The organism is Aestuariivivens sp. NBU2969, assembly GCF_019931125.1.
GTDB lineage: Bacteria > Bacteroidota > Bacteroidia > Flavobacteriales > Flavobacteriaceae > Aestuariivivens > Aestuariivivens marinum.
Map to the genome: position 1 here is coordinate 62166 of NZ_JAIOUU010000011.1, position 25143 is coordinate 87308.

Below are 25143 nucleotides of genomic sequence, written 5' to 3' on the forward strand. Positions count from 1 at the left end.
CCTAAACCCCGCGTAATCATGTTTAATAATTTTATAAAACTGGCCTTTCGAAATTTTATAAAGTCACCACTTACCTCGTTTATTGAGTTGTTTGGGATGACTGCGGGTCTGACCGTATTTTTATTAATCCTGCTTTGGGTATTTCACGAAACGAGTTACGATAAATTTCATGAAAATGCAGATAATATATATAGACTGGAGTTAGTACAAAAAGGTAATAAACACAAGGCAGGATTATATACTATTATAAAACCTTTATTAGAAGAAAACTTTCCTGAAATAGAAAAGGTGGTTAGATTTAGGCATATGTCTGACTATACCAAAGTATACAAGATAAATAGCAACAAGACCAAAGATTATTTTGAAACAAGTTCACGATTGCATGCAGACCAGGAATTTTTCGATATATTTTCCGTAGAGTTTGTTTTCGGAAACCCTAAAACGGCATTGAAAGAGAAAAACACGGTAGTGATAACCGAAAGCCTCTCTGAAACTTTGTTTGGATTACAAAACCCCATAGGGGAAACCATTTTTGATGAAGAACATAATTTGTTTACTGTTTCAGGAGTTATAAAGGATGTTTCTAATTTCCATATACCGTTTACAATGCTTCGTGATTTTGAATTTATAAATCAGGGTATAGTCGATCTTGGTCTTAAGGCAGATAATTGGATAATACCTCTTTTCCCAACATATGTAATGTTAAATTCTAAACAAGATATAAGTCAACTTGAAAAAAGAATATCAAAAGTTATAGATGCACATCGCCCCGAAAACTTAAAAAAAGCCAATCCAGATCTAGAGTTTCACTTACGTCCTTTAACCGATATTTATTTTAATAGTCGTAATGTTGAAAATGTCGGCTACGCAGTTCAAGGTGATCGTAAAAAAGTAGTAGCCTATAGTGCTGTTGCTATTTTTATGCTATTGCTTGCTATTATTAATTTTATTAACCTTAATAGTTCTAAATCTTTAGAACGCGCCAAAGAAGTAGGGATTAAAAAAGTAGTTGGTGCTTCTAGAGTTTACATAATTGTTCAGTTTCTAGGCGAAGTTGTTATTCTATGTATTATAGCATTGGTCTTGGCATTTTTCTGTACAGCTAGTTTTATACCAACTTTTAATAACTTAATGCATACTCAAATATCTTTAAGTCAATTGCTTCAACCTTGGATTTTCACCTCTATGCTTCTAGGTATTGTTCTTATTAGTTTAATTTCTGGTGGATTTCCTGCCCTGTATTTATCTTCTTTTAAACCAGTAGCTGTAATTAAAGGACTCCCTGTTAGTACGGGCAAAAAAATAAGTTTTAAAAAAATGAACCTTGCTGTTCAGTTTGCGATTACTATTTTTTTAATAGTTGGTAGCATTACGATACTAAATCAAATTAACTTTATGAAAGATGCCGATTTAGGATTAAAAACAAATCATAGACTTGTATTTCCTTTTAATTCATATCAATTTAACAAAAAATCATATCAATTTAACCACAAAGTAGTTGAAGTTTTAAAAAATAAACTATTGTCCAACCCTAATATTAATAACCTTAGTTATTCCTACGCTATTCCAGGAAAATATAGTGAGAATCATCATTTTCGAGAGGTAACATTTAATGGTAATGATTACAATATAGCATTTACAGTTGTAGATGAAGGTTATTTAGAAACACTTGGGTTAGAACTTGTTGAAGGTCGTTTCTTTGAAAAAAACAGAGCAGGTGATTTTATTTCAGTTGATAGCACCCCTGATGAGGGTATAAAAAATATTGTACTAAATGAATCTGCGGTTAATATGTTAGGGTTAGAAAACCCAGTAGGGGCTGTAGGAACGTCTCTCTTCTTTGGTAAACAACTCAAAATACGTGTTATTGGAGTATTGAAAGATTTTCATTTAAACGCATTGAGCCAACCTATTTTACCAATGGTTTACACATCAACTCAACAACGATATTTTATGATTGCTGATATTTCATCTGTTAATATGCCTAGCACAGTTCAATTTGTAAAAACAGAAGTAGAAAATTTAACAAAATCACCACCTGATATAGAGTTTTTAGATGAGGTGTATAATAAGCAATATAGGGAAGATGAAAACTTTGCTTCACTTATAGGGTATTTTACCATATTAGCCATTCTTATTGCTTGCATGGGTTTATTTGGGGTAGCTACTCATACAATAAAATTACGTCTTAAAGAGATTGGAATTCGAAAAACTTTAGGTGCTTCTTCTTGGGTAATATTAAAACTAATTACCATTTACTTTTTAAAGATACTATTGTTTTCCATATTTATTGCCATACCAATAGTGTGGTTTGCCATGCACGAATGGTTGAATAATTATGCCTATCGTATTGAATTAACAATTTGGGTATTAGTTTTAGGGTGTACACTCACAATTGCTATTGCTTTACTAACCATTATATGGAAAAGTTGGCAAGCTTCTAACATCAACCCAGTGAAATTAATAAAGTATGAATAATAATCATCAAAAACAATTTTAAAAACATAAAACATGCTACTACAAATAAAAGATTTATTTAACTGGGCAAGCTCTAGAGGGAACAGGGCATTAGTTGCAAGTCCTAAGCTTATCCTAGCCGATGAGCCCACGGGGAATTTAAACTCCAAACAAGGCATGGAAATATGGAGGTGTTTAAAGCATTAAATGAAGAAGAAGGGTTACACCATTATCCAGGTCACCCATTCTGAGCAAAAAGCGGCCTATAGCTCTCGAATTATTAACCTGTTGGATGGCAGGATTGTTAGTAATTAAAACCTGAGTACATGACAAAAATTAATATTGTAATTGGATGTCAGCCTGAGCGCAGTCGAAGGTTTTAGAATATGGCTTTCAATAGCATTTCGACTTTAGTTTATCTTGAGCGAAGTCGAAAGGCTCAATATGACACCTGTACTTTTTGTCATGTGCAAAAAATTAAAAATACAATGAACACAAAAATAATTAAGATAGGTCTTGTCGTATGGACGTTTTTTTTCGGTGCAGTACATGCCCAATCACAACTCACTTTAGAAGACTGTATTGCCTTGGCTCTTGAAAACAATAATGATTTAAAGCGTTCTGGCCTGCAGTCCAAATCGGCAGTAATAAACTATAAGCAATCGGTTAACCAATTAATGCCCAACATTAATGCGAATTATAACATTGGGGTTAATGATGGTAGAAGTATAGATCCTTTTACCAACAGTTATATCAATCAAGAGCTCACCTTTTCAACTCTGGGCGTTAACTTAAATGCAACCATTTTTAACGGTTTTAGGGCCTTAAACCGCATCAAGCAAAGTAAGTTTAATATGAAAGCTTCTGAAATGGAGTTGGAAGAGACCAAGCAAAACCTAATTCTCCAAGTTACCATTGGTTATATCCAAATACTGAACAATCGTGATGTGTTGAAACTTTCCAAATCGAGATTGACCACTACCGAAGCTCAGTTAAAGCGCTTAAAGACCAATTATGACCAAGGCACAGGAAACCCGGTAGATTATACCGACATGAAAGGGCAATATGCTATGGAGAAGATTAATGTGGCTAACGCCGAAAATAATTTTAAAGCTACGGTATTGAGCTTTAAAACATTACTGAATTTGGAATTGGATACCCAAAGGGATTTTGAAAACATCTCCGAATTATTGACTTCTGATGAATATACCCTGTCAGCGACCGATGTTTTTAATGATGCCCTGCAAAATTTAGCAACGTTTAAATCGAAGCAATTTCGAATAGATGCTGCCGACACTGGTATAAAAGTGGCAAAAGCGGATTATTATCCTGAGATTACTTTGTTCGGACAATTAAACACGAATTATTCAAGCCTTGCGGAAACGTTCACTGAAACAGGTAACAGCACAGTAGAAACAGGCGATTTTGTAACAATTAACGGTCAGGATTATCCCGTACTTCAAAATCAGTCTCAGTTTTTAGGTAATAAAATTAGTTATGAAGATCAATTCAATAATAACTTGAATTCGGTCGTTGGTGTTGCCGTCCGTGTGCCGTTGTTCAATGGGTTTAGAACAAAAAATGCAGTACAGTTACAAAAAATTGCATTAGAGGAATCGCAACTGGAACTAGAAAACACAAAGTTACTCTTAAAACAAGCCATACAACAGGCCTATAACGACATGGAATATGCCCTTAATAAATACAAGGTTTTATTGGATCAGGTCACAGCGTTTAAGGAATCGTATCGCATAAACGAAGTGCGGTTTAATAATGGTGTATCAAATATCGTAGAATATATTACCAGTAAAAACAATATGGAATCGGCCTTAATAAACTTGAACAATGCCAGGTACGAGTATGTATTGCGTATTAAAATTTTAGACTACTACCGGGGGCTATATTATCAAACGACATAAATTCGTTCTTAATGTTGACCTGAGTTGATTAATGGGAGTCATGCTGAGTTTTTATTATTAGTATCTTAGTAAAGGTGTCTGGTCCAGGAGACTTACGAGAAATTTGAGAACCTTTAGCTTTCGACTCCGCTCGAAGAGACAAAATTGATTTTTAGTGTTTTAAAATTGAATACAGGTTATTAGCTTTGAAATTGTATTTTTGTTTCTATGCTAGAACCATTTGACGATACCTATTTCATGAAAAAGGCCTTGCAGGAAGCCGAACTGGCTTTCGATAGGGGCGAGATTCCTGTTGGGGCGGTCATCGTTATTGACAATAAAATTATAGCCCGAGGGCATAACCTTACCGAAACCCTTAACGACGTTACAGCCCATGCCGAAATGCAGGCCATTACGGCCGCTGCCAATTTTTTAGGGGGCAAGTATCTTCAAAACTGTACGTTATACGTTACTTTAGAACCCTGTCAAATGTGTGCCGGTGCTTTATATTGGAGCCAAATATCGAAAATTGTGTATGGCGCTAGGGACTTAGAGCGTGGGTGTATCCATTTAAAAACAAAACTCCATCCTAAAACAGTGATGCAAGGCGGTGTTTTGGAACAAGAAGCGAGTTCACTTTTAAAGCGTTTTTTTATTGAAAAACGAAATTTGAATTAATCTATATCAGTCTGAACCCGTATCGGGTTCTTGCATAGAAAATCAATACTTTTTTTCCTTTTGGCTTTCTCTCATCTTATCTAGATTTTCTTTAGTGAGCATATAGTCTTTTAAATTTTTGTCTTTCCAACGGTAATAGCCAAACAAAGGAAATACCACTAAAAACAAACCTATAACACCGAAACCAATATATTTTTGGGCATATTCTGAAGCAAAAAAATAACCAAAAAGAATACTGCCAATCGATGCTAAAAAAAAGATGAATATAAAATACTTCATGATAATATGATTATTGTGTGAAGTTAATCAATTGTCTACGGTACGCCGTTAATAGTTTCGATTTTGATATGTAACCGTAATATTTACCATCTTTAATTACAGGCAAGTTCCATGCGCCAGTAGTTTTAAATTGTTCCATAATATCGTTCATTGAATCATGGTCGTAATCAATAATACCATAATCAGCATGCATTAAACTAGAGGCGTCTACCTTGTCATAAAGATTTGCATCAAACATCATGTGTCTTATATCATCTAACCTAATAACGCCTAGGAATTCATGCTTGTCATTGACCACAGGGAAGTGGTTTCTGGAGGATTTTGCAACGGCCTTTTTTAATATTTCGCCTAAAGTCATGTCTGGCTTTAAAATAATAAAATTGGTTTCAATTACTTTGTCAATATCCAAAACCATTAGCACATTTTGATCTTTATTATGGGTGATTAATTCACCGCGTTCGGCCAATTTCAATGTGTATATAGAATGTGACACATAGTATTTTGTAATGGCAAACGAAATGGCAGAAACCAACATTAGAGGGACAAATAATTCATAGCCACCGGTAATTTCTGCAATAAGGAATATGGCAGTCAAAGGGGCATGCAGAACCCCGGCCATAAGACCTGTCATGCCAATAAGTGTAAAATTGGATTCAGACACATGAAAATCGAATCCAATGTTATTGATAATTTTAGCAAAGGCATTACCTAAAGCACTGCCCATAACCAGTGTGGGAATAAATACGCCTCCAACACCACCTGCGCCAAATGTAGTAGTCATGGCAATGGCTTTAAAAACTGATATGCCAAGTAACAAGGCTATTACTATCCAGATATTGGAAAGGTCTAAATTAAAAGGAGTAGTGCCAATGGCGGCCAAGTGATCACCTTTTAAAAGGTTGTTCATTATACCATATCCTTCACCATAAAGCGGAGGAATAACATAAAGCATGGTGCCAATGGCAAGTCCGCCAATTAACAAGCGTTTTGCCCGGCTTTCAAATTGCTTAAAGAAATTGGTAATAGCAAAAAATATTTTTGAAAAATAGACTGATGCCAAAGCAGTAACCAATCCTAAAACAATGTAGAAGGCAATGTCGTTAATTTCAAATTGATCAATAAGCTCAAACCGTAGTAGAACATCTGTTCCCAAAAAGAAATAAGAGGTTATCACTGCCGAAACTGAAGCGAGTAACAGGGGGACCAAAGAGCCAAAAGCAATATCCAAGCTAAATATTTCTACGGCAAAAATGATAGCGGCAATGGGCGCTTTAAACATGGATGCCATTGCTCCTGCTGCTGCACAGCCTATTAATAGCATTCGGGTTTTTGTGTTCATATGAAACAACCGGGCGGTGTTAGAACCTAAAGCAGCCCCAACACTTACTGCCGGCCCTTGGAGTCCTACCGATCCACCAAAACCTACTGTTAATGGTGCTGTAATTAAAGCCGCATAGATATTGTATCTGGGAATTATACCATTGAGTTTTGAGATGGCATGTAGTGTTGTAGAAATGCCATGCCCAATGTGTTTTTTTAACCAAGTTTGTTTAATAATATAAACCAATAACAACCCTATTATTGGGAAAATAAAATACATTGAGCTTTGGTAATCCTTAAAAAAATCCAGTTCAAAAAGTAATCTTATAGAGTGGGTTAAGTTTTTTAAGGATACAGTACCAATACCCGCTAAAAAACCTACCAAAATACTTAAAGCGTAAATGAATTGTTGCTCGGAAATATGTTTGTATTTCCAAATTAAAAATTGACGCAATAAACTTTTAAAGGTCATTGTTATTGTTTAGAAGATTTTAAAATATCAGTGCCTAAATGCTTTCCATCTTTATTTCTGTACCAGGCTCTAATTTTTGGCATTTTTATATCGTTAATAGTTTCTTCACCACTTAGTAAAATATATTCACCATCATTTTTGGATTCATCATGGTAAAATTGATAGACTTCCATATTATAAGCGTGCTTATCAAAGTAAAAATACCAAGTGTCTTTCCCCACTTCTTTCTCATAAGTAGCTTTTAAAACCCAATAGGTTTTGCCTTTAAACGTTTTCTCTTCAACTGTATCGTGTATTATGGTGCCCGGGTTGTTCAATTTCATTGGCAACCCATATAAATAAGTGTAATAGTTTTTATAGAGCGATGCCCTGGCCTTGCTTAAATTGTTCTGTTTTAAAATGTCTTCTGAAGGATTTTTATTCCCGTTAAAAACAATAGTAATACTGTCTTTATTTATAATATATTCTGAAGTGTTATCTTCAATAGTTGATTTTACTGAAAAGAATTGATTTGGCAGATCAATAAAAATAGCACTATCCCTATTAGGTTTATTGGGAATTTCCATAGTGATGGACAAGTGCCCATTAAATGTTTTCCAATTGTCATTGGGGTCGTGGTATTGAACCGCCTTTTCCAATAGCTGTTTACCAATAAGATTTTGGCTATAGGTGTATGATGAAAATAATAATGCAGTAACAAGAAGTAGATTTTTCACCTGTAATAGATTAATCATTTAAAAGTAATAAAAAATCCTGCGCTATGCAGGATTTGAAATTATGATTTTAAGCTAAGTTTTAAACTTAGCTCTTCAAGTTGATCATCATCAATAGGAGCAGGTGCATCGATCATAACATCACGCCCAGCATTATTTTTTGGAAATGCGATAAAATCACGAATGGTCTCCTGTCCGCCCAAAATCGCTACCAATCTATCCAATCCAAAGGCCAGACCACCATGTGGCGGCGCGCCATATTGAAATGCATCCATTAAAAATCCGAATTGAGCCTTAGCTTCTTCTGGTGTAAATCCTAGGTAATCGAACATTAAGGATTGTGTGGCTTTGTCATGTATTCTTATGGAACCACCACCAATTTCGTTACCATTAAGAACTAAATCGTAAGCATTTGCCTTAACTGCGCTTGGATCTGTTTTCAGCAATTCAATTTGTCCGGGTTTTGGTGAAGTAAACGGGTGGTGCATGGCGTGGTAGCGTTTGGTTTCCTCATCCCATTCCAGTAAAGGGAAGTCCATAACCCAAAGTGGTGCAAATTCATCGGGTTTACGTAAGCCTAAACGCTCTGCTAATTCCATGCGCAGGGCACTTAATTGGGTACGTACTTTATGGGTGTCACCTGAGAGTATACAAATTAAATCACCCGGTTTGGCACCTGTGATTTCTGCCCATTTAGCCAAATCATCTTGGTCGTAGAATTTATCAACAGACGATTTATAAGAGCCATCCTCGTTACAGCGACAATATACCATGCCCAAAGCCCCTATTTGAGGACGCTTTACCCAATCAATTAATTGATCTATTTCTTTTCTTGTATAGCTATTGCCTCCAGGAACGGCGATACCAACAACCAGTTCGGCATTGTTGAACACGCCAAAATCCTTGTGCTGTGCCACGGCATTTAGCTCTCCAAAGGTCATACCAAAACGGATGTCTGGTTTGTCGTTTCCGTAGCGCTGCATAGCTTCATCGTAAGTTATACGTGGAAACTTTTGAATGTCAACACCGTTAATTTCCTTAAGCAAATGTCGTGTTAAACCTTCAAAGGCATTTAAAATATCTTCCTGCTCAATAAAAGCCATTTCACAATCTATTTGGGTAAACTCAGGCTGTCTGTCTGCACGTAGATCTTCATCCCTAAAGCATTTTACAATCTGGAAGTATTTATCCATGCCGCCAACCATTAGCAATTGCTTAAAGGTTTGCGGCGATTGTGGTAAAGCGTAAAACTCGCCAGCATTCATGCGTGAAGGCACTACAAAGTCCCGTGCGCCCTCTGGTGTAGATTTTATTAAATAAGGTGTTTCAACCTCTATAAAACCTTCTTTTGAAAGGTAATTACGGACTTCTTGTGTTACTCTGTGCCTAAAAATTAAACTTTGTTTTACAGGATTTCGACGAATGTCCAAATAACGGTATTTCATACGTAATTCCTCACCGCCATCGGTTTTGTCTTCAATTGTAAAAGGCGGTAAAATGGCTTCGTTCAAAATGTTAAGTTCTTCAACCAAAACCTCAATATCTCCAGTAGGGATATTCGGGTTTTTTGAAGCTCGTTCAATAACTTTTCCTTTAATCTGAATAACAAATTCACGACCCAGGTTTTGGGCTTGTTCCATTACTGTTTTTGAAGTACGTTCTTCATCAAAAACCAATTGGGTAATCCCGTAACGATCCCGTAAATCGACCCAAATAATAAATCCTTTGTCTCTTGATTTTTGTACCCACCCAGCTAGGGTAACTGCCTCATTTATATTTAAAGCGTTTAATTCGCCGCAATTATGACTTCTATACATGGTTTGAAATTGATGTGCAAATTTAAAGAATTACTATCTAGATAGCGTTATTTAAGGTTCTTTTTTAAGGATTAAAAAAGTTATTTGTGCTTTATTGGTTGTCGCTGGTAGAAATAATGGTTTTAAATAAAATTAAAAAATTAATTTTATCAAAAATTAAAGGAAGCACTCATGAAGTTAGCACATATTAAAGTATTGGGAATGGTTTTGGTGGCAATGTTCATATCGACTGTTCTAACTGCCCAACAAAAAACAGGGAATATTGTTGAATATTTTGGTAAAGAAAAAGTCAATACCATTGAAGAAGGGGAATTGTTGCATGTTTTTAAAAAAGCCTTGGCCTTAAAAGTCCAAAGTTTTGAGTTTAATTCATCGTCTTTTCCAAAAGATCCAGTTTACAGTAAATTTTTAATGGAACCTTATTACAGGCCTAAAAAGGATGATGTTTTTGATATTGATTTTTTGGGGAACACCATGACTTGGGAAACAATTGTTGTAGATTCCACCAACACGTTTAATAATGAAAATTTACGATCTAGTTATGTGTATTTGAATTATGAATCCACTAGCGAGCGTATTGTGCTTTTTGAAGCTTCGGGTCATTCGTTGGTGTTAATTAACGGATTGCCCCATGAAGGTGATCATTACGATTTTGGATGGAATTTAATTCCATTAAAATTAAAGAAAGGGACTAATACTTTTGTTTTGAAAGTAGGTCGTTTTCCTAGGCTTCGTGCACGATTAATAGAACCACAACAGGGTGTGCAATTTACTATTAGGGATGTAACATTGCCTGATCTTTTAGTAGAAGAAGATAAAGAATATTTAGGAGCCATTAGGGTTATAAATGCTACCGATTACTGGGTTAAAAACCATCGGGTAAAAGCATTGGTTAATAATACACCATTGGAACACCATGTTATTGATATTCCGCCAATGAGTGTCTTAAAAGTGCCGTTTAAAATGGCTGGAGTAACTGATAATAATTTGCAAGGCAAACAAGATTTAAAACTAGAATTGATTGATGGTAATACACAAGTAGTCGATTCAAAGGAGATTTCCATTGAGGTGAAGTCCAAGTACGAGCACCATAAACGTACATTACTTAGCCATATTGATGGCAGTGTGCAATACTACTCTGTGGCTCCATCCAGTAATAAAAAACTCGAAAAAGGGGCTTTATTTTTATCGGTCCATGGAGCATCGGTTGAAGCAGTGAATCAGGCCAATGCTTACACAAAAAAGGACTGGGGAAATATTATTGCACCAACCAATAGACGTCCGTTTGGATTTGCTTGGGAAGATTGGGGCCGATTGGATGCTTTGGAAGTACTGGCTGATGCAAAATCTATTTATACACCAAACCCAAGTAAAATTTATTTAACGGGGCATTCTATGGGTGGCCATGGTACCTGGTATTTAGGCGCGACTTATCCAGATTATTTTGCGGCCATTGCACCTTGTGCCGGATATCCAGATTTGTTGTTGTATAGGGATAGTTTTTTAAAACGCATGCTTGAAGGAGACGAAGAGCGATTGTTGCGTTTTGGTATGACACCTAAAGTAATTGAACGTTTGAAAATAGACTATATTAAGACCCCTGTAGAAACTATGATTGAACGTGCAGGTACCCCAAGCCGAACATTAAAACTTATGCGTAACTATTTGCATCATGGTGTTTATATATTACATGGTGAAAAGGATAATGTAGTACCCACCTATTTGGCACAGGATATGCGAGAGCGTTTGGGTAAGTTTCATCCCGATTTTACCTATTATGAATATCCCGGGGGTGAGCATTGGTACGGCAATCACAGTATGGATTGGGAGCCTATTTTTAACCTTTTTAAGGCTCGTACCATACCTAACGACCAAGACCTTAATACCCTTGAGTTTTATACGGGTTCACCAGGGGTATCAGCAACATCGCATTTTATTACCATTCATCAGCAAGAACAACCTTTTCAAGTGAGTTCGTTTACGTTTTCAAAAGAGGATCAGTATAGTATAAAAACTAATAATGTTTCTGTGATTGAAGTTGATTTTGAAAAATTAAACCATAAGATTGAAGGGCTCCTCATTGATGATAGTCAATTCAAACTCACCAAAAAAGAAAGATTGTTTTTTAAAAAAGAGAATGGTTTATGGAAGACTGTTCCTGCACCATCTTTAAAAGAGAAAGGACCACATAGAAATGGAGGGTTTAAAGATGCTTTTAGAAATAATGTTGTATTTGTTTACGCTACAAAAGGTTCTGATACTGAAAATGAATGGTATTATAATCGTGCTCGATTTGATGCAGAAACTTTTTGGTACAGAGCCAATGGTCATATTGAAGTAGTTAGAGATATTGATTTTTCCTTGAAAAAATATCCCAATCGCAATGTCGTTTTATACGGCAATGCCGATAACAATGCCGCTTGGGATGTACTTTTAAAAGATTGTCCAATACAAGTAAAGGATTACGGGGTTAATTTTAACGGAAAAATGGTATTTGGTAACCAATGGGGTATGTATTTTATAGTGCCAAGAAAAGATAGTGATAAAGCAAGTGTTGGCGTTGTAACCGCTACCGGAAGTAAAGGCATGAAAGCGGCCTATATGAACCATTATTTGGTGAACGGTACTACTTTTCCAGATGTTTTATTATTTGATGATTCTGTTTTGACCGAAGGTATGCGTGCCGTAAAATGTGCTGGGTTCTTTGGGAATGATTGGTCTATAGAACGTGGCGATTTTGAGTGGAAGTAAAAAAATAATATTTAATAATATAAAACCCCCAGAGACGTAATAACTCTGGGGGTTTGTTAATTCCTAAAAGGATGTGCTCGAAATTTGCCTTCTTAAAAAGATTTTTCGCTTTAGTTTATTGACTAAAAAGAATAATACTGGCACTATAATTAGGGTCAAAAATGTGGCAAATATTAACCCAAAAATAACAGTCCATGCTAAGGGTCCCCAGAAAATAACATTATCTCCACCTATATAAATATTTGGGTCAAAGTTGTTGAACAATGAAAAGAAATCAATATTAAACCCAATAGCTAATGGAATTAACCCAAAAACGGTGGTGATGGCTGTTAACAATACTGGTCTTAAACGTGCTTTACCACCTTTTACAATGGCCTCCTTAATGTCTTCAACGGGTAAGCGTTCGGCAACATCAATATTGTCCATTGTGGCACGTTTTCTATCTATCAATAATTGTGTATAGTCAAGCAACACAACACCATTGTTTACAACAATTCCAGCTAAGGATATAATACCCATCATGGTCATCATGATTACAAAAGACCAACCTGTTATGACCAAACCTAAGAATACCCCTGCAAAACTTAAAAAAATGGCTCCCATAATTATCGAGGGTTTAGAAACAGAGCCAAATTGGAAAACTAAAATTAGCATAATTAGGCCCAAGCCAGCTAAAAGTGCTTTGTTTAAGAAAGCCTGTTCTTTGGCTTGTTCTTCCAGTTGTCCTGTATAATCAATTTTAATATCACTGGGAAGTATGCCATACGTATCGCTATACGATTCCATTTCGGTTTTAATCTGGTCAACTATAACATTGGCATCAATATAGCCAGGTGCCAATGCTGAATAAACGGTGACTACACGTTTATAATCACGGTGCTTTATAGAGCTGAAAGATGAGGTGTTTACCACTTTTGCAACTGCAGAAATAGGGACTTCTTTTAATTTTCCCGTGGCTTGATCCCTAAAAATAATGTTTTGATTAAAAAGGGCACTGGTGTTGTACCTAATGTCTTCATTAAAACGAACATTAATATCGTAATCTTCGCCATCTTTTTTATAAACGCCTGCTTTTGCTCCAAATATTGAGTTACGCAGTTGTTGACCTACTTGACCTGCAGAAACGCCTAATTCTCCAGCCTTTTCACGGTCAATATCTACTCTGGTTACAGGTTTTCCACGGTTTACATCAATTTTTAATTGGTCAATACCTGGTACATTTTTACTGTCAATAAACTTTTTGATGTTTTCTGCAACTGTAATTAATTGATTATAATCCTGGCCTTCAATTTCTATATTTATAGGATAACCCGTTGGTGGACCTACGGGATCTTTTTCAACCGATATGGATACCCCTGGATAAATACCTTTTAAAGCGCTTTGAATGTCTTTACGCAATTCTTCACTATCAATAATATTGTTGTTAGCATCCCTTCTAAATTTAAACTCACGCATAGTGGCAGTAATTTTACCTCTGTTGGGCATTTCTGCAGCAGAGCCACCATCGGTAAACGGGTTTCCGGCACCTTCGCCTACTTGGGATACCACAGATTCTACCAAGAAATTTTTACTATCGTCATTAGAGTTTGTGTATTTCTCGCTTCTTATAATACTGTAAACCCTGTTCTCTATGTCCTTGGTAATCTTATTGGTTTTTTCAATGGCTGTTCCTTCAGGGTATTCAATATACACTACAATTTGTTTGGGTGTGTTGTCTGGAAAAAATTCAATGTTGGTTCTTTGGCTGGCAATGGACATCCCGAAAGCCATAAATGAAATGATAAGAATAAGTACAGTTCCTCCAACATATACATAAGGCATTTTTCCTCTTAAAGCATTTCTTAATTGTTTTTCATATAGGTTTTCTAATCGTGGTAAAAATTGGTCTTTAAAAGTATGTGTTAATCCTTTTATAATATATTTATAGCCCCAAAGTAATACTGAACTAAAGATGAGTAATGTACCTAGACCGTGATATTTGCCACCAATAAAATAGATAATTAGTCCTAGTACTACAAATACAATAGTGATTTTTATTAAGTTCTTTATTGGCATTTCTTCTTCTTCAATTTTCATAAATTGTGAAACCATAACAGAGTTGATAAAAACGGCTACAAACAACGAAGACCCTAAAACTATGGATAATGTAATGGGGAAATAAATCATGAATTCTCCCATCATACCTGGCCACATCCCCAATGGAATAAATGCTGCAACCGTTGTTAGGGTTGAAATAATTATTGGCATGGCAATTTCACCAATCCCTTTTTTGGCCGCCTCTATACGGTTCATGCCTTCGTCTTCCATTAAACGATAAACGTTTTCTACTAACACGATACCATTGTCAACCAACATACCTAATCCCATGATTAATCCAAAAAGAATCATGGTATTCATGGTGTAGCCTAAAATTTGTACAATCATAAATGCCATGACCATGGACATAGGTATGGCGAAACCAACGAACAGGGCGTTTCTAAACCCAAGGAAAAACATTAAAACGGTTGTTACTAGTATAATCCCAAAAATGATGTTGTTTACTAGATCATCAACTTGATTTAAGGTAATTTGTGACTGGTCGTTAGCTGCGGTTATTTTTACATCCTTTGGAATAGCATTTGTTTCTTGCGATGTTTTTATGATTTTGTAAATGGCTTCTGTTGCGGCTACCATATTTTTTCCAGCGCGTTTTTTTACATCTAGCATCACTACATTTTTTCCAAAATCACGGGCAAAAGTGGTGTGATCTTCATCAATAAAAGAGACTGTTGCAATATCACGCAGGTATACAGCTCCATTATCTGATTTTACTACAAAATTTTCGAGTTGTTTTGGGTTGTCTATTTCACCAATTACCCTAACGGTTCTACGTTGACCACTTACAATAAGATTGCCACCGCTCATGGTTATATTGCCATTTTGAATGGCAGAAATAACATCGTTAAAGCTTACTTTGGCCGCCATCATTTTGTAGATGTCTACTGCTATTTCAACTTCTTTTTCTTGGGCCCCTCGTATATCGGCAGCTTTAATTTCTTCTAAATCTTCAATATCGTCTTGAAGAATTTCTGCAAATGCCTTTAGCTTGTCAACCGGATAGTCACCAGTTAAATTAATATTTAGAATGGGCATTTCTTCGGAGAAATTAAGATCAAAAACATTGGGTTCTACTTTGGCACCATTAAAAGTTGGCCAATCTTCAGATGCTTTTTCACTGTCTACTTCATCTTTTACTTTTTGTCTAGCAGCTTCAACGGTAATATTTTCATCAAATTCAACGATAATCATTCCGTAGTCTTCTTGTGATGTTGAAAGTACTTCGGTAACATTGCTTATATTCTTTATGCGGTCTTCAAGCGGATCCACTATAAGTTTTTCAATGTCTTCTGCCGTATTCCCTGGATAAGGTGTGCTAATGTATATTTTGGTTTCTTTTACTTCTGGAAAGCTTTCGCGAGGTAAACTAAAGTAGGCTGAAATTCCCATGAAGAGGAAGATGGCCACAATTACATAAATAACCGTTTTATTGTTTATAGCCCACGATGAGGGTTTAAATTCTTTATATAACTTGCTCATTAGTCTTTGGTTTTTTAGTTTGAAATCTCAACTTCTTGCTCATCTTGAACGCTTCTTGCACCATCTTTAATTACAAAATTTCCAGCATTTAAACCCGTTAGGACTTCAATAAAATCGCCTTGCGTCTTACCGGTAGTAATAATAACTTTTTTAGCTTTACCAATATTATTTTCACCACTGCCATCAACTACAAAAACATATTGCTCACCTAAACTGTTCTCTGAAATGATATTTTGAGGGATTAGTATTGCTTTAGGATTTGTGTAATCGTTAATTTTAAGTTTACTGGTTAAATTAGGTTTGATATCACCATCTTTATTTGGCACACCTACTTCGATTTTAAAAGCTCTGTTATTTGGATTTATAAAATTTCCAACTTGACGAATAGAGGTTATAATTGTTTTTCCTAAAACCGGAAAGCTAACTTCTACTTTTTTGCCTTTTGTTACATTTGGCAAATGTGTTTCTGGGACTTCTGCCTCAATGTACATATTGTTTAAATTAACAATTCTTAATAGAGGAGATTGTCCTGGAGCCACAACACTTCCTTGTTCGGTAATAACATCGTCAATAATACCTGAGAAAGGTGCCTTTACAAAAGTTTTTTCCAATTGAGATTGTAATTGTTTTACAACATCCTGCGCTGCTTTATATGTAGTTTCGGCTTGTAAAAACTGAATTTCTGAACCAATTTTTTGCTCCCATAAACGTTTTTGGCGTTCATAAGTTGTTTTAGCTAAGGCCTCCTGTGTTTTAGCTTGAGATAGTTGCCGACCTAAACCTCCATCATCAATTTTTGCTAAAGTTTGTCCTTTATTTACTTTTTGACCTTCTTTTACATAAACGTGTGTTAATGTACCAGCAAACTCTGGATATAATAAAATGTTTTGTTTTGTTTTTACGCTGCCTTGAACTTCTAGAAAGTGATTAAATTCTACTTTTTCAATTGTTATAGTGGTAATCAGTGGCAATACTTTTTTATTGTTAAGTTTATCTAATTCAGCTTCTATTTTTTCTAAATCTGTAGCTATCTGTTGTTGTTGTTGTTTTAATTCAGTTCGTTTAGTTTCAATAGCAGTTTTGTCTTTAGAAGCAATAATGTCTTCAACCGATTTTTTACTAGTGTCTCCACAAGACGATAAAATAATGGTGCTTAAGAGAGTTATGTATATATATTTCATGATTATTTATTGTTTAAATTTAATAAGTTAGTTAATGCTGCCTTTTTATTGATAACGTCTATAATGGATTGCAAATATTCTTGCTGACTGGTGTAAAGCTGCATTTGGGCTTGTCTTAAATCAAAGCTACTAGCGACACCCTCTTTATACTTAACAGTGTTCTTTCTTTCTATTTTCTCAGCTAAGGCCAAGTTTTTTTTCTTGTTTGCATAGGTGTCTATGGCTAAAGTATATTCACTTTTAGCATTTTTATAGTCGATTTCTAACTTCTGCTCGGTGAGCGACAAGTTGTTTTTTGCTTTGTCCCATTCAATTTTGGCTCTTTGCCGTCTGGCTTTACCCGCAAAGGAGCTAAAAACGGGAACGGTTAATTTAAAGCCTCCTACAGTTGTAAATAGCCAGTCTTGCTCAGGTTTAAAATAATTAGAAAAGGAATTACTATAGCCTAGATAGCTAGAGGATACAAATGCGTTAAGCTTAGGTAATTGTTCAGATTTTTCAAGTTTATATTGCAAGCTTTTACTAACCGATTCATTTGCAGCAATTTTATAGTCTATGATATTTTCGATAGAGTAAGTATTACTAATAAGGTCTAACGAAATATTTTCCGTTATTAAATCCTCTAAAGAATCTGTAAGTTCTATTGATATGTTTGGGTCTAAACCTAGCAGAATTTTTACATAGCCTTTCGATATATCGTATAAGGTTTCTAAATTTTTAAGATTAATTTCTAAGCTAGATAATGTTAATTGCAGTTGTTCAACATTTTCCTCTTCGGTTAGACCATTTTCATATATTTTAGTGGTCTCATATAAGTTAGTCTTAAGGACATTAATGTTGCTTTTGGTTATTTCTATGCTTTCTTTAGTTAAGAGGGCATTATTGTATGCGTTAACAACCATGTTTTCTACTTCGTTTGAGGTTTTATCCTTGGCGTTTTGGGAAATTTCCAAAAACACTTTGTTGGATTGTAACCCTACTATATAACCACCGTCAAAGAGTAACTGGTTTAAAGTTACTGCAGGTGTCAAATTATGCTTTGGAAACATAAACCTAAATGGGCTGTCCTCTGGGAACATGTCTATATCAAAAGGTGTTTTGATGTTTATGGAGTAATCAATAGTTCCATTTATTTGAGGCAATCCGCGAGCCGTAGTTTCCCAAACCTGCTGTTTTGCTGCAAGAATGCTGAGGTCGGCATTTTTGATGTTGGTATTATTTTTTAAGGCGTAATTTATAGCTTCTTGTAAGGAGAAACTGTAATTTTCTTGGGCGTAGGTATGTACTGTAATTAGTAATCCGAAAATAATAATCAATCGGTTTTTCATTTTTTTTATGTTAAGTCGGTGTGTTTATAAATTGGTTCAATGTTTCGAGACCTGTTTTGCTGCAAATGCCTCTTAAATGGTATTCAATAAAGTAGTCCATAAGGACGTTCATTGAAAAATACTTTAGGGGAAATAAGTCTTTGTCTTTTATTGCCATCATGGAATTAAAATAGATTCTGGATATAAATTCTATATTAACAGTTTCTCTATACAAACCCTGAGCAATACCACGTTCTAAGTTTGTTTTTACACAGCCCTGCATCACTTCAAATTGCTTTTGTTTTAATGTTGAAAAGATAATAGGATAATATTTTTGAAGCTGGTATTGTGGTGAGGACTTTTCATCCTTTAGATTATTCATCACAAAATGTTTGATATCGTAAATTTCTTCAATGGGGTTCTTTTCCAAAGCGCAAATACAATTAATACCATTTGAAATATTCTCGAAAACATACATTACTGTAGCTTCTACCAATTTAGTTTTATTATCGTAATGTTGATAAATAGTTTTTTTTGAAATGCCTAAAGTATTGGCAATGTCATCCATAGTAACGCTCTTAAATCCATAATTTAAGAACATCTCTCCTGCAAGTTGTAGTATTTTATCTCTCATAATTGTATGCAAAATTACAATAGGAAACTTAAAAAACAAAAAAAGTTTCCTAAGTTTTACAATTATTTAACACATATTTTATATCATAATGAGTTCATTCCCTTTTTTAATTTATTTTTACCGCATGTTATCAGTAGAAGAATACCATCAGCATTTTGTTACATACTTAAAGGATTATGCTGTAACAAAAGAGCCTAAAAATCTTTACCAGCCTATACATTATATATTAAACTTAGGGGGTAAACGATTAAGGCCGGTTTTAACACTAATGGCGGCAGATATTTTTAATAGTCATTATAAAGAGGCTTTAAATGCAGCTTTAAGTATAGAGGTGTTTCATAATTTTTCTTTAGTACATGATGATATAATGGACGAAGCCCCTTTGCGTCGTGGACAACTTACGGTGCATGAGAAATGGGATATTAATACGGGGATTTTGTCGGGCGATGCTATGCTTATTATGGCCTATCAGTTATTCGAAAATTACCCGTCACAGACCTTTCGTGCTTTAATACAGTTGTTTAGTAAGACAGCTTTGGAAGTTTGTGAAGGGCAACAATACGATATTGATTTTGAGACTCGAGACAATGTTACCATTCCTGAATATTTAAAAATGATAGAATACAAAACGGCTGTTTTGGTGGGGACGTCACTTAAAATGGGAGCCATTGTTGCTAACGCTTCGATTGAGGACCAAAAAGGTATTTACGAATTTGGTAAAAATCTCGGGATTGCCTTTCAGCTGCAAGACGATTATCTGGATGCATTTGGTGACCCGAAAACCTTTGGGAAACAGATAGGGGGTGATATTATTGAAAACAAAAAGACCTATTTGTATCTAAAGGCATTGGAATTTTCCAATGATACCGATCAATTAGCATTACGTGAATTATTCGCTTCCAATCCAGAAGATCTTTCAACCAAAGTAAAAACAGCAAAACAGTATTTTGAATCATCTGGTGCGACAGAAGCCACTCTCAAAGCGATAGAACACTATACTAATAAGTCTTTTATGATTTTGGAGACTCTACAAATTTCTGAAGAGAAAAAGCAATTATTGAAAACTTTTGGAACCCAATTAATGTATAGAGCTGTTTAATGCAATTACCTACTAATTTTGAAGCGTTAATTAAACAAGCCGATGCATTGGACTTGTACAAAAAATTAATTTTACAACTTAATAAAGATTTTCTTTTGGCTAACATTGATTTAGCATTTCATGAAGCTATCGCACCCTTAAGCCTTAAGTTGTTACTTCATGAAACGGTTTACAAGCTCATCCAGGAAAGATTTTCAGATTACCTTAATTTGCTTTACATTATAGATGTACCTGAAGCACAGATTAAAGCTTTAGACGGTTCTTCAGACACTATTAAACTGTCTGAAGACGTTGCTTTTTTAATTTTAAAAAGAGAATGGCAGAAAGTATGGTATAGACATCAATATTAATTAAGATAAATTTGTCTTAAATTAATTTTTGTTTTAAATTAGTGGCATGTTTTCAAAAGCTTGTGAATATGGTATAAAAGCGATTATTTTTATTGCTTTAAAATCGCATGAAGGTGTACGTGTAAGCCCAAAGGAAATAGCCAAGGAAATAGATTCTCCGGAAGCGTTTACCGCTAAGATTTTGCAGGCATTGGCTAAGAACAATGTGGTAAATTCCATTAAGGGTGCTTATGGCGGATTTGAGATTTCCAAAAGCCAAATACCACTTATTAAGCTAGCAGACATTGTTGACGCCATAGATGGTGATTCTATTTATAAGGGCTGTGGACTAGGACTAAAGGCATGTGACGAAAATCATCCATGTCCGGTACATGACAAGTTTAAATCCATTCGAGAAGGCTTACGGGAGATGTTGGAACATACTACTTTAGAAGAATTAGCGTTTAATATAAAATCGGGCGTATCATTTTTAAAGGTTTAAAAAAATTTATAAACAAAAAGGATAAAACTATCCGAAATAAACAATTAGTCGTGATCACATTACAAAACAATTCAAAAAAACAAATAGGCCAATTTGTTGCAGAAGACTTTAGAACAGCAGCAGTTTTTTCAAAACATAACATTGACTTTTGCTGCAAGGGCGACCGTACCTTAGAGGAGGTATGTGAAAAAAAGGGAATAGATCCAAATATTCTATTGGAAGAAATCCATAATGTTTTAAATACAAATTCCAATCAGTCTATAGATTATAAATCTTGGCCTTTGGATTTGTTAATAGATTATATTGAAAAGAAGCACCACCGTTATATAGAAGAAAAGGTTCCTGTTCTGCTTCAGTTTTTAAATAAGCTGTGCCAGGTTCATGGCGAACGTCATCCTGAATTATTACAGATTAATGAGCTGTTTAAGGCATCGGCAGGCGGGTTGGCAGCACATATGAAGAAAGAGGAACTCATTTTATTTCCATTCGTGAAAAAGATGGTGAATGCCAAATTAGGTCTGTGTGCCATTGATTCACCTGGATTCGGTACTGTTGAAAACCCTATAGCCATGATGAAGTATGAACATGAAAACGAAGGTGAACGCTTCAGGCAAATAGCCAAGCTAAGTAACAATTATAATCCGCCGGAAGATGCCTGTAATACCTATAGAGTAACTTACGCTATGTTGTGTGAATTTGAAAAGGATTTGCATTTACACATTCATTTAGAAAACAATATATTGTTTCCTCAAGCTATTAATATGGAACAACAATTTGGTTCGTAATATGTAAATTTATTACATCATATTACATAGGTTGGTTGAGTCTCTCGAATATTACTGTATTTGAGTGATTTCTTTTTTAAAAATCTTTTTTTCTAGACTTTATTATAATTCTAATGACAGGTAATACTACCCAAATAGTCATCATCAATGAGGATATAATAAGTCCGAAATTGGTACCGAAGAATTTTTTAAATATAGCTCCGGTATAACCCAGTAATGCCGATATATCTAATTTTAAAAGGATAAGGGTTCGGGATAAATCTATGGGATTCAACATGGTGCCTACCAAGGAAAGTTTATCTAAGGGGTAATCTTCAAAAAGAATTAAGGTCATTAAAAAAAAGCCATCGTAAATTATAGCAAAGAAAAGCCATAGAAGAATGGCGTAACCGAAGCCTTTAATTTTATTGTCTTGAGAAAGGGCAATATTAAATGCTAAAGCTGTAAATATAAAGGTTAAAAATGTCCCAGATGTCAAGAGTAGTGAAAAATCCCAAATAGCGGTAGATTGTAATAAACCATAAAAAATAAAAGGGATGCCCAGTCCAAAGATTAAACTCATAGATAATGATAAGGCTACTCCTAAATATTGTCCTATAAATATAGAAGCGCGCTTAAGTGGCTGTGCTAATAACAATTCGGTAAATTCTTTGGAATTGTAATAGTACATAACGCCAAATATTGTACCAATTAATGGCACGAGCACTATAATTACATTCATGAGAGTAATTACTGCTTTGGAAAGGTCGTTATTTAAAAAAAGTAGAATGATTCCCAATAGCAAATAAAAAGCGAAATACACATAGCTCCATCGGCTACGCATAAGGTCAAAGAAACTATATTTTAAAATTTTAAGCATGGTTTTCAGTTAGTATAGATGCAATGGCGCGTTCGAAATCAAGTTCATTAGTTTTGTTTTTTAATTTAGATATGGTGCCCTTAAAATAAACTTGCCCATCCAATAGGAATACAATTTCATCTGAGACCTCTTCTACAAAACTCATTATATGAGAGGTGATCAATATGGTTTTTCCCTTGGCTTTTTCAGTTTGAATGAGCTCCTTTAATTGTATTAAGCTAATGGGATCTAATCCTGTTGTGGGTTCATCTAAAATAATTAAAGGACTTTCGAACATAAAGGTAAGTACAATATTCACCTTTTGTTTGGTACCACCTGATAGGTTGCCCAATTTTTTATCCAAAAAGGGTTCTAGTTTAAAGCGTTTTATGAGATCTAAATCGGTTTTAGTATCTCCCCGCAAATCCTTAATCATTTTAATGAGCTCTTTAACCTTTAAGTTATTTGGGAAATTAGCAATTTGAGGCAAATAATCGATTTGGTGACGATATAATGAGTCATGCTTTATGTCTTTTTCAAGAACAGTAATTTGTCCCTTATTGGGAATAACCATACCCAAAATGGTTTTAATAAGTGTGGTTTTACCAGAACCATTTGGTCCCAAAATAGCAAATATGCCACCACCCCTTATCTCAAGGTTTACACCACTTAACACCGTGTTTTTATTAAATGTTTTATGTAAATTTGTTATGCTTACCATTGTATTTTTTTTGTTACAGGGTTATTGTCCAACAGATTATCAGGAGTAAAAACGGGAGAAACTTTTTCTGAAAAATCAATAACATCTATAAATAGGCTACGAAGCAATATAATAGTTTCAGGTGTTCGGTTTACAATGTACGAAAACAACTTTACTGGTCGGTATGGGACATCGCCCACACCGTCTTTATTTAGGTCATAGCCTGTATAATTGCTCCAATAGTTTCTGTTGAATATATTATCGTTTACCTTGCTGTTATAGGCAATATCAAAAGAGTTGTATAAAAAATTGTTTTCTAAAAATTGATTGGTATAACAAGCTCCACGAACTTTAATGGCCCAACCATTATTGCTAAAATTGTTGTGTTTATACAAAATCCTATTGGAACCCTCTATATTAATTCCTATGGTGTTTTCCATAAAGGTATTACCAATAATTTCAGCATCGTTAATTTCCTTTAACAACATACCGTAAGATGCGGTACCCCAATTCTCTTTAAAGAGATTATTGTACATTTTTATGTTTTTGGAAAACATCACGGCTACACCGGCTCCGTTATTTTTAAAGGTATTATTTTGATAAATATCGTTATTAGAAAACATGAAATGCAGGCCGTAGCGCAAATTTTCGGTGCTTACATTATTTTTAATAAGGCAATTGTTGGCAAATTCTAGGTAAATACCATCACGTACATGCTGAATATGGTTATATTCAATTTCGATATTGTTACTATACCATAATTGAATACCGTTACCTGAGTTGTACTCTTCAACCGCATGCCCTATAATTTTGTTATTATAGATTTTTCCGTAGTTGGATTTTTCCAAATAAATACCAAAGAACAGGTTTTCCAAAATCAGATTTTTTAGGGTGAAGTGTTTGCTTCTTTTTACCCTAACAGCGGCATAATCTTCTGTGTAGCTAGTGCCTACATTTATGATGGATAAACCATTTACTGTAACACTATCTGAAGAAATGGTAATGATTTCCCCTTTTAATTCACCATCAATAATGGGGTAATCTTTTCCAATGAGAGTGAGGGGTTTCTCTATTTTAATATTGTGTTCTTTATAAGTATCTTTTTTTATGAGAATAGTATCGAAAGCATTGGCATTTGCAATTGCAGTTTTTATAGAATTGAAATCACAACTCTTACATACTTCAATGCTTTGGGGAAATATGGGACAGCTTGTAATAAGAAGTAAAAAAAGAGCGATATGTGTTATTAATGGTTTCAAATTAGTATGCTAATGTCTTTTATAGATGAGCTAAAACTGTATAAAGTAACTAAATACTTTTTGAAATATAAATACTAATTAGGAAATATAGGTAGGCTATTTATTTAAATGATCAAGAAGTTCATGCCAATTGTATAGTGTACCACCATTTTTCTGTTGCACTTTTTCGGCATCGGATTTGTTTTTAAAAGCTGAAAGGAATGCTCCCATGGGACTGGGAATATTTTTACTTATTAAAAAGGTTGCCATTGTTGCATCAATAAGCACTTCTGGTTCAGTATAATTGTTAGATAGGTATAATTTAATTTCAGAAGTATCGATATCTTCCATAAAATGTACCATGCATTCGGCGGCGTCAAACTTGTACACCTTACCTTTTTGTGTGACTATCTCTGCTGCATGGACTTTATCCACAATCGTCATTTTGCAAAAATGGCAACCATCATTACCATAGTCGATGGGTTTTGGGCCAGCATTACAGCCTAAAAACAGGATGGATAATGTTAGTGTTAAATAGTGTTTTAGTGTTTTCATTTTAGTGTTTTGAT

21 protein-coding genes are annotated in these 25143 nt (G+C 34.8%); 9 read left to right on the top strand and 12 right to left on the bottom strand.

Going from position 1 to position 25143, the window contains the following annotated elements; all coding sequences use genetic code 11:
• Positions 1-18: 18 nt before the first annotated feature.
• The 4 genes from K7G79_RS09475 to K7G79_RS09490 all read left to right on the top strand — a co-directional run bounded on the left by K7G79_RS09475 (position 19) and on the right by K7G79_RS09490 (position 5033).
• Positions 19-2478 carry an ABC transporter permease gene (locus K7G79_RS09475; protein ID WP_223551340.1) on the top strand — a complete coding sequence of 820 codons (2460 nt, stop codon included), beginning with the start codon at positions 19-21 and terminating at the stop codon, positions 2476-2478.
• A 33-nt stretch (positions 2479-2511) separates the two neighbouring features.
• A complete protein-coding gene (locus K7G79_RS14800) occupies positions 2512-2664 on the top strand; it encodes a hypothetical protein (protein WP_370634204.1) in 153 nt (50 codons plus the stop codon).
• Positions 2665-2945: 281 nt separating this feature from the next.
• Positions 2946-4376: a TolC family protein gene (locus K7G79_RS09485; RefSeq protein ID WP_223551341.1), complete on the top strand. Its 1431-nt coding sequence runs from the start codon at positions 2946-2948 to the stop codon at positions 4374-4376.
• A gap of 207 nt (positions 4377-4583) precedes the next feature.
• The gene (locus K7G79_RS09490) at positions 4584-5033 is read left to right on the top strand and encodes a nucleoside deaminase (RefSeq protein WP_223551342.1); all 450 of its coding nucleotides are present in this window, start codon (positions 4584-4586) and stop codon (positions 5031-5033) included.
• A gap of 42 nt (positions 5034-5075) precedes the next feature.
• Here the strand turns inward: K7G79_RS09490 and K7G79_RS09495 are convergent, their stop codons facing one another.
• The 4 genes from K7G79_RS09495 to aspS are packed head-to-tail and all read right to left on the bottom strand — an operon-like array spanning position 5076 to position 9634.
• Positions 5076-5312, bottom strand: a complete 237-nt coding sequence (locus K7G79_RS09495) for a hypothetical protein (RefSeq protein WP_223551343.1) — start codon at positions 5310-5312, stop codon at positions 5076-5078.
• A gap of 10 nt (positions 5313-5322) precedes the next feature.
• A complete protein-coding gene (locus tag K7G79_RS09500) occupies positions 5323-7104 on the bottom strand; it encodes a chloride channel protein (protein ID WP_223551344.1) in 1782 nt (593 codons plus the stop codon).
• A 2-nt stretch (positions 7105-7106) separates the two neighbouring features.
• Positions 7107-7820, bottom strand: a complete 714-nt coding sequence (locus tag K7G79_RS09505) for a DUF6503 family protein (RefSeq protein ID WP_223551345.1) — start codon at positions 7818-7820, stop codon at positions 7107-7109.
• A gap of 59 nt (positions 7821-7879) precedes the next feature.
• Positions 7880-9634, bottom strand: coding sequence for an aspartate--tRNA ligase (gene aspS, locus K7G79_RS09510; RefSeq protein WP_223551346.1), 1755 nt, complete (start codon positions 9632-9634; stop codon positions 7880-7882).
• Positions 9635-9805: 171 nt separating this feature from the next.
• Between aspS and K7G79_RS09515 the strand changes: the two genes are divergently transcribed.
• Complete coding sequence (locus K7G79_RS09515; protein ID WP_223551347.1) at positions 9806-12385, top strand: alpha/beta hydrolase; 2580 nt, start codon at positions 9806-9808, stop codon at positions 12383-12385.
• A 63-nt stretch (positions 12386-12448) separates the two neighbouring features.
• Here K7G79_RS09515 and K7G79_RS09520 read toward each other — a convergent pair whose 3' ends face one another.
• Genes K7G79_RS09520 through K7G79_RS09535 form a run of 4 tightly spaced genes read right to left on the bottom strand, consistent with a single transcriptional unit; the run spans position 12449 to position 19083 of the window.
• Positions 12449-15961 (bottom strand): efflux RND transporter permease subunit, encoded by a 3513-nt coding sequence (locus K7G79_RS09520; protein ID WP_223551348.1) that lies wholly within the window; start codon positions 15959-15961, stop codon positions 12449-12451.
• A gap of 14 nt (positions 15962-15975) precedes the next feature.
• Positions 15976-17142, bottom strand: coding sequence for an efflux RND transporter periplasmic adaptor subunit (locus K7G79_RS09525; protein ID WP_223551349.1), 1167 nt, complete (start codon positions 17140-17142; stop codon positions 15976-15978).
• A 2-nt stretch (positions 17143-17144) separates the two neighbouring features.
• Positions 17145-18470 (bottom strand): TolC family protein, encoded by a 1326-nt coding sequence (locus K7G79_RS09530; protein ID WP_223551350.1) that lies wholly within the window; start codon positions 18468-18470, stop codon positions 17145-17147.
• A gap of 10 nt (positions 18471-18480) precedes the next feature.
• Positions 18481-19083 carry a TetR/AcrR family transcriptional regulator gene (locus K7G79_RS09535; protein WP_223551351.1) on the bottom strand — a complete coding sequence of 201 codons (603 nt, stop codon included), beginning with the start codon at positions 19081-19083 and terminating at the stop codon, positions 18481-18483.
• A 124-nt stretch (positions 19084-19207) separates the two neighbouring features.
• On the opposite strand from K7G79_RS09535, the gene K7G79_RS09540 reads away from it, so the two are divergent.
• Genes K7G79_RS09540 through ric form a run of 4 tightly spaced genes read left to right on the top strand, consistent with a single transcriptional unit; the run spans position 19208 to position 21798 of the window.
• Entirely contained in the window at positions 19208-20182 is a 975-nt protein-coding gene (locus K7G79_RS09540) for a polyprenyl synthetase family protein (RefSeq protein ID WP_223551352.1), read from the top strand.
• Complete coding sequence (locus K7G79_RS09545; protein ID WP_223551353.1) at positions 20182-20532, top strand: hypothetical protein; 351 nt, start codon at positions 20182-20184, stop codon at positions 20530-20532. Before K7G79_RS09540 ends, K7G79_RS09545 begins: the two co-directional genes overlap by 1 nt.
• A 46-nt stretch (positions 20533-20578) precedes the next feature.
• Complete coding sequence (locus tag K7G79_RS09550) at positions 20579-21013, top strand: Rrf2 family transcriptional regulator (RefSeq protein ID WP_223551354.1); 435 nt, start codon at positions 20579-20581, stop codon at positions 21011-21013.
• A 50-nt stretch (positions 21014-21063) separates the two neighbouring features.
• Positions 21064-21798 (top strand): iron-sulfur cluster repair di-iron protein, encoded by a 735-nt coding sequence (ric, locus tag K7G79_RS09555; RefSeq protein ID WP_223551355.1) that lies wholly within the window; start codon positions 21064-21066, stop codon positions 21796-21798.
• 76 nt (positions 21799-21874) lie between these two features.
• Here the strand turns inward: ric and K7G79_RS09560 are convergent, their stop codons facing one another.
• From K7G79_RS09560 to K7G79_RS09575, 4 genes are all read right to left on the bottom strand, one after another.
• A complete protein-coding gene (locus K7G79_RS09560) occupies positions 21875-22657 on the bottom strand; it encodes an ABC transporter permease (protein WP_223551356.1) in 783 nt (260 codons plus the stop codon).
• Positions 22650-23357: an ABC transporter ATP-binding protein gene (locus K7G79_RS09565; protein ID WP_223551357.1), complete on the bottom strand. Its 708-nt coding sequence runs from the start codon at positions 23355-23357 to the stop codon at positions 22650-22652. Before K7G79_RS09565 ends, K7G79_RS09560 begins: the two co-directional genes overlap by 8 nt.
• The gene (locus K7G79_RS09570; RefSeq protein ID WP_223551380.1) at positions 23351-24538 is read right to left on the bottom strand and encodes a nitrous oxide reductase family maturation protein NosD; all 1188 of its coding nucleotides are present in this window, start codon (positions 24536-24538) and stop codon (positions 23351-23353) included. Before K7G79_RS09570 ends, K7G79_RS09565 begins: the two co-directional genes overlap by 7 nt.
• Positions 24539-24691: 153 nt before the next feature.
• A complete protein-coding gene (locus K7G79_RS09575; protein ID WP_223551358.1) occupies positions 24692-25129 on the bottom strand; it encodes a nitrous oxide reductase accessory protein NosL in 438 nt (145 codons plus the stop codon).
• Positions 25130-25143: the final 14 nt, after the last annotated feature.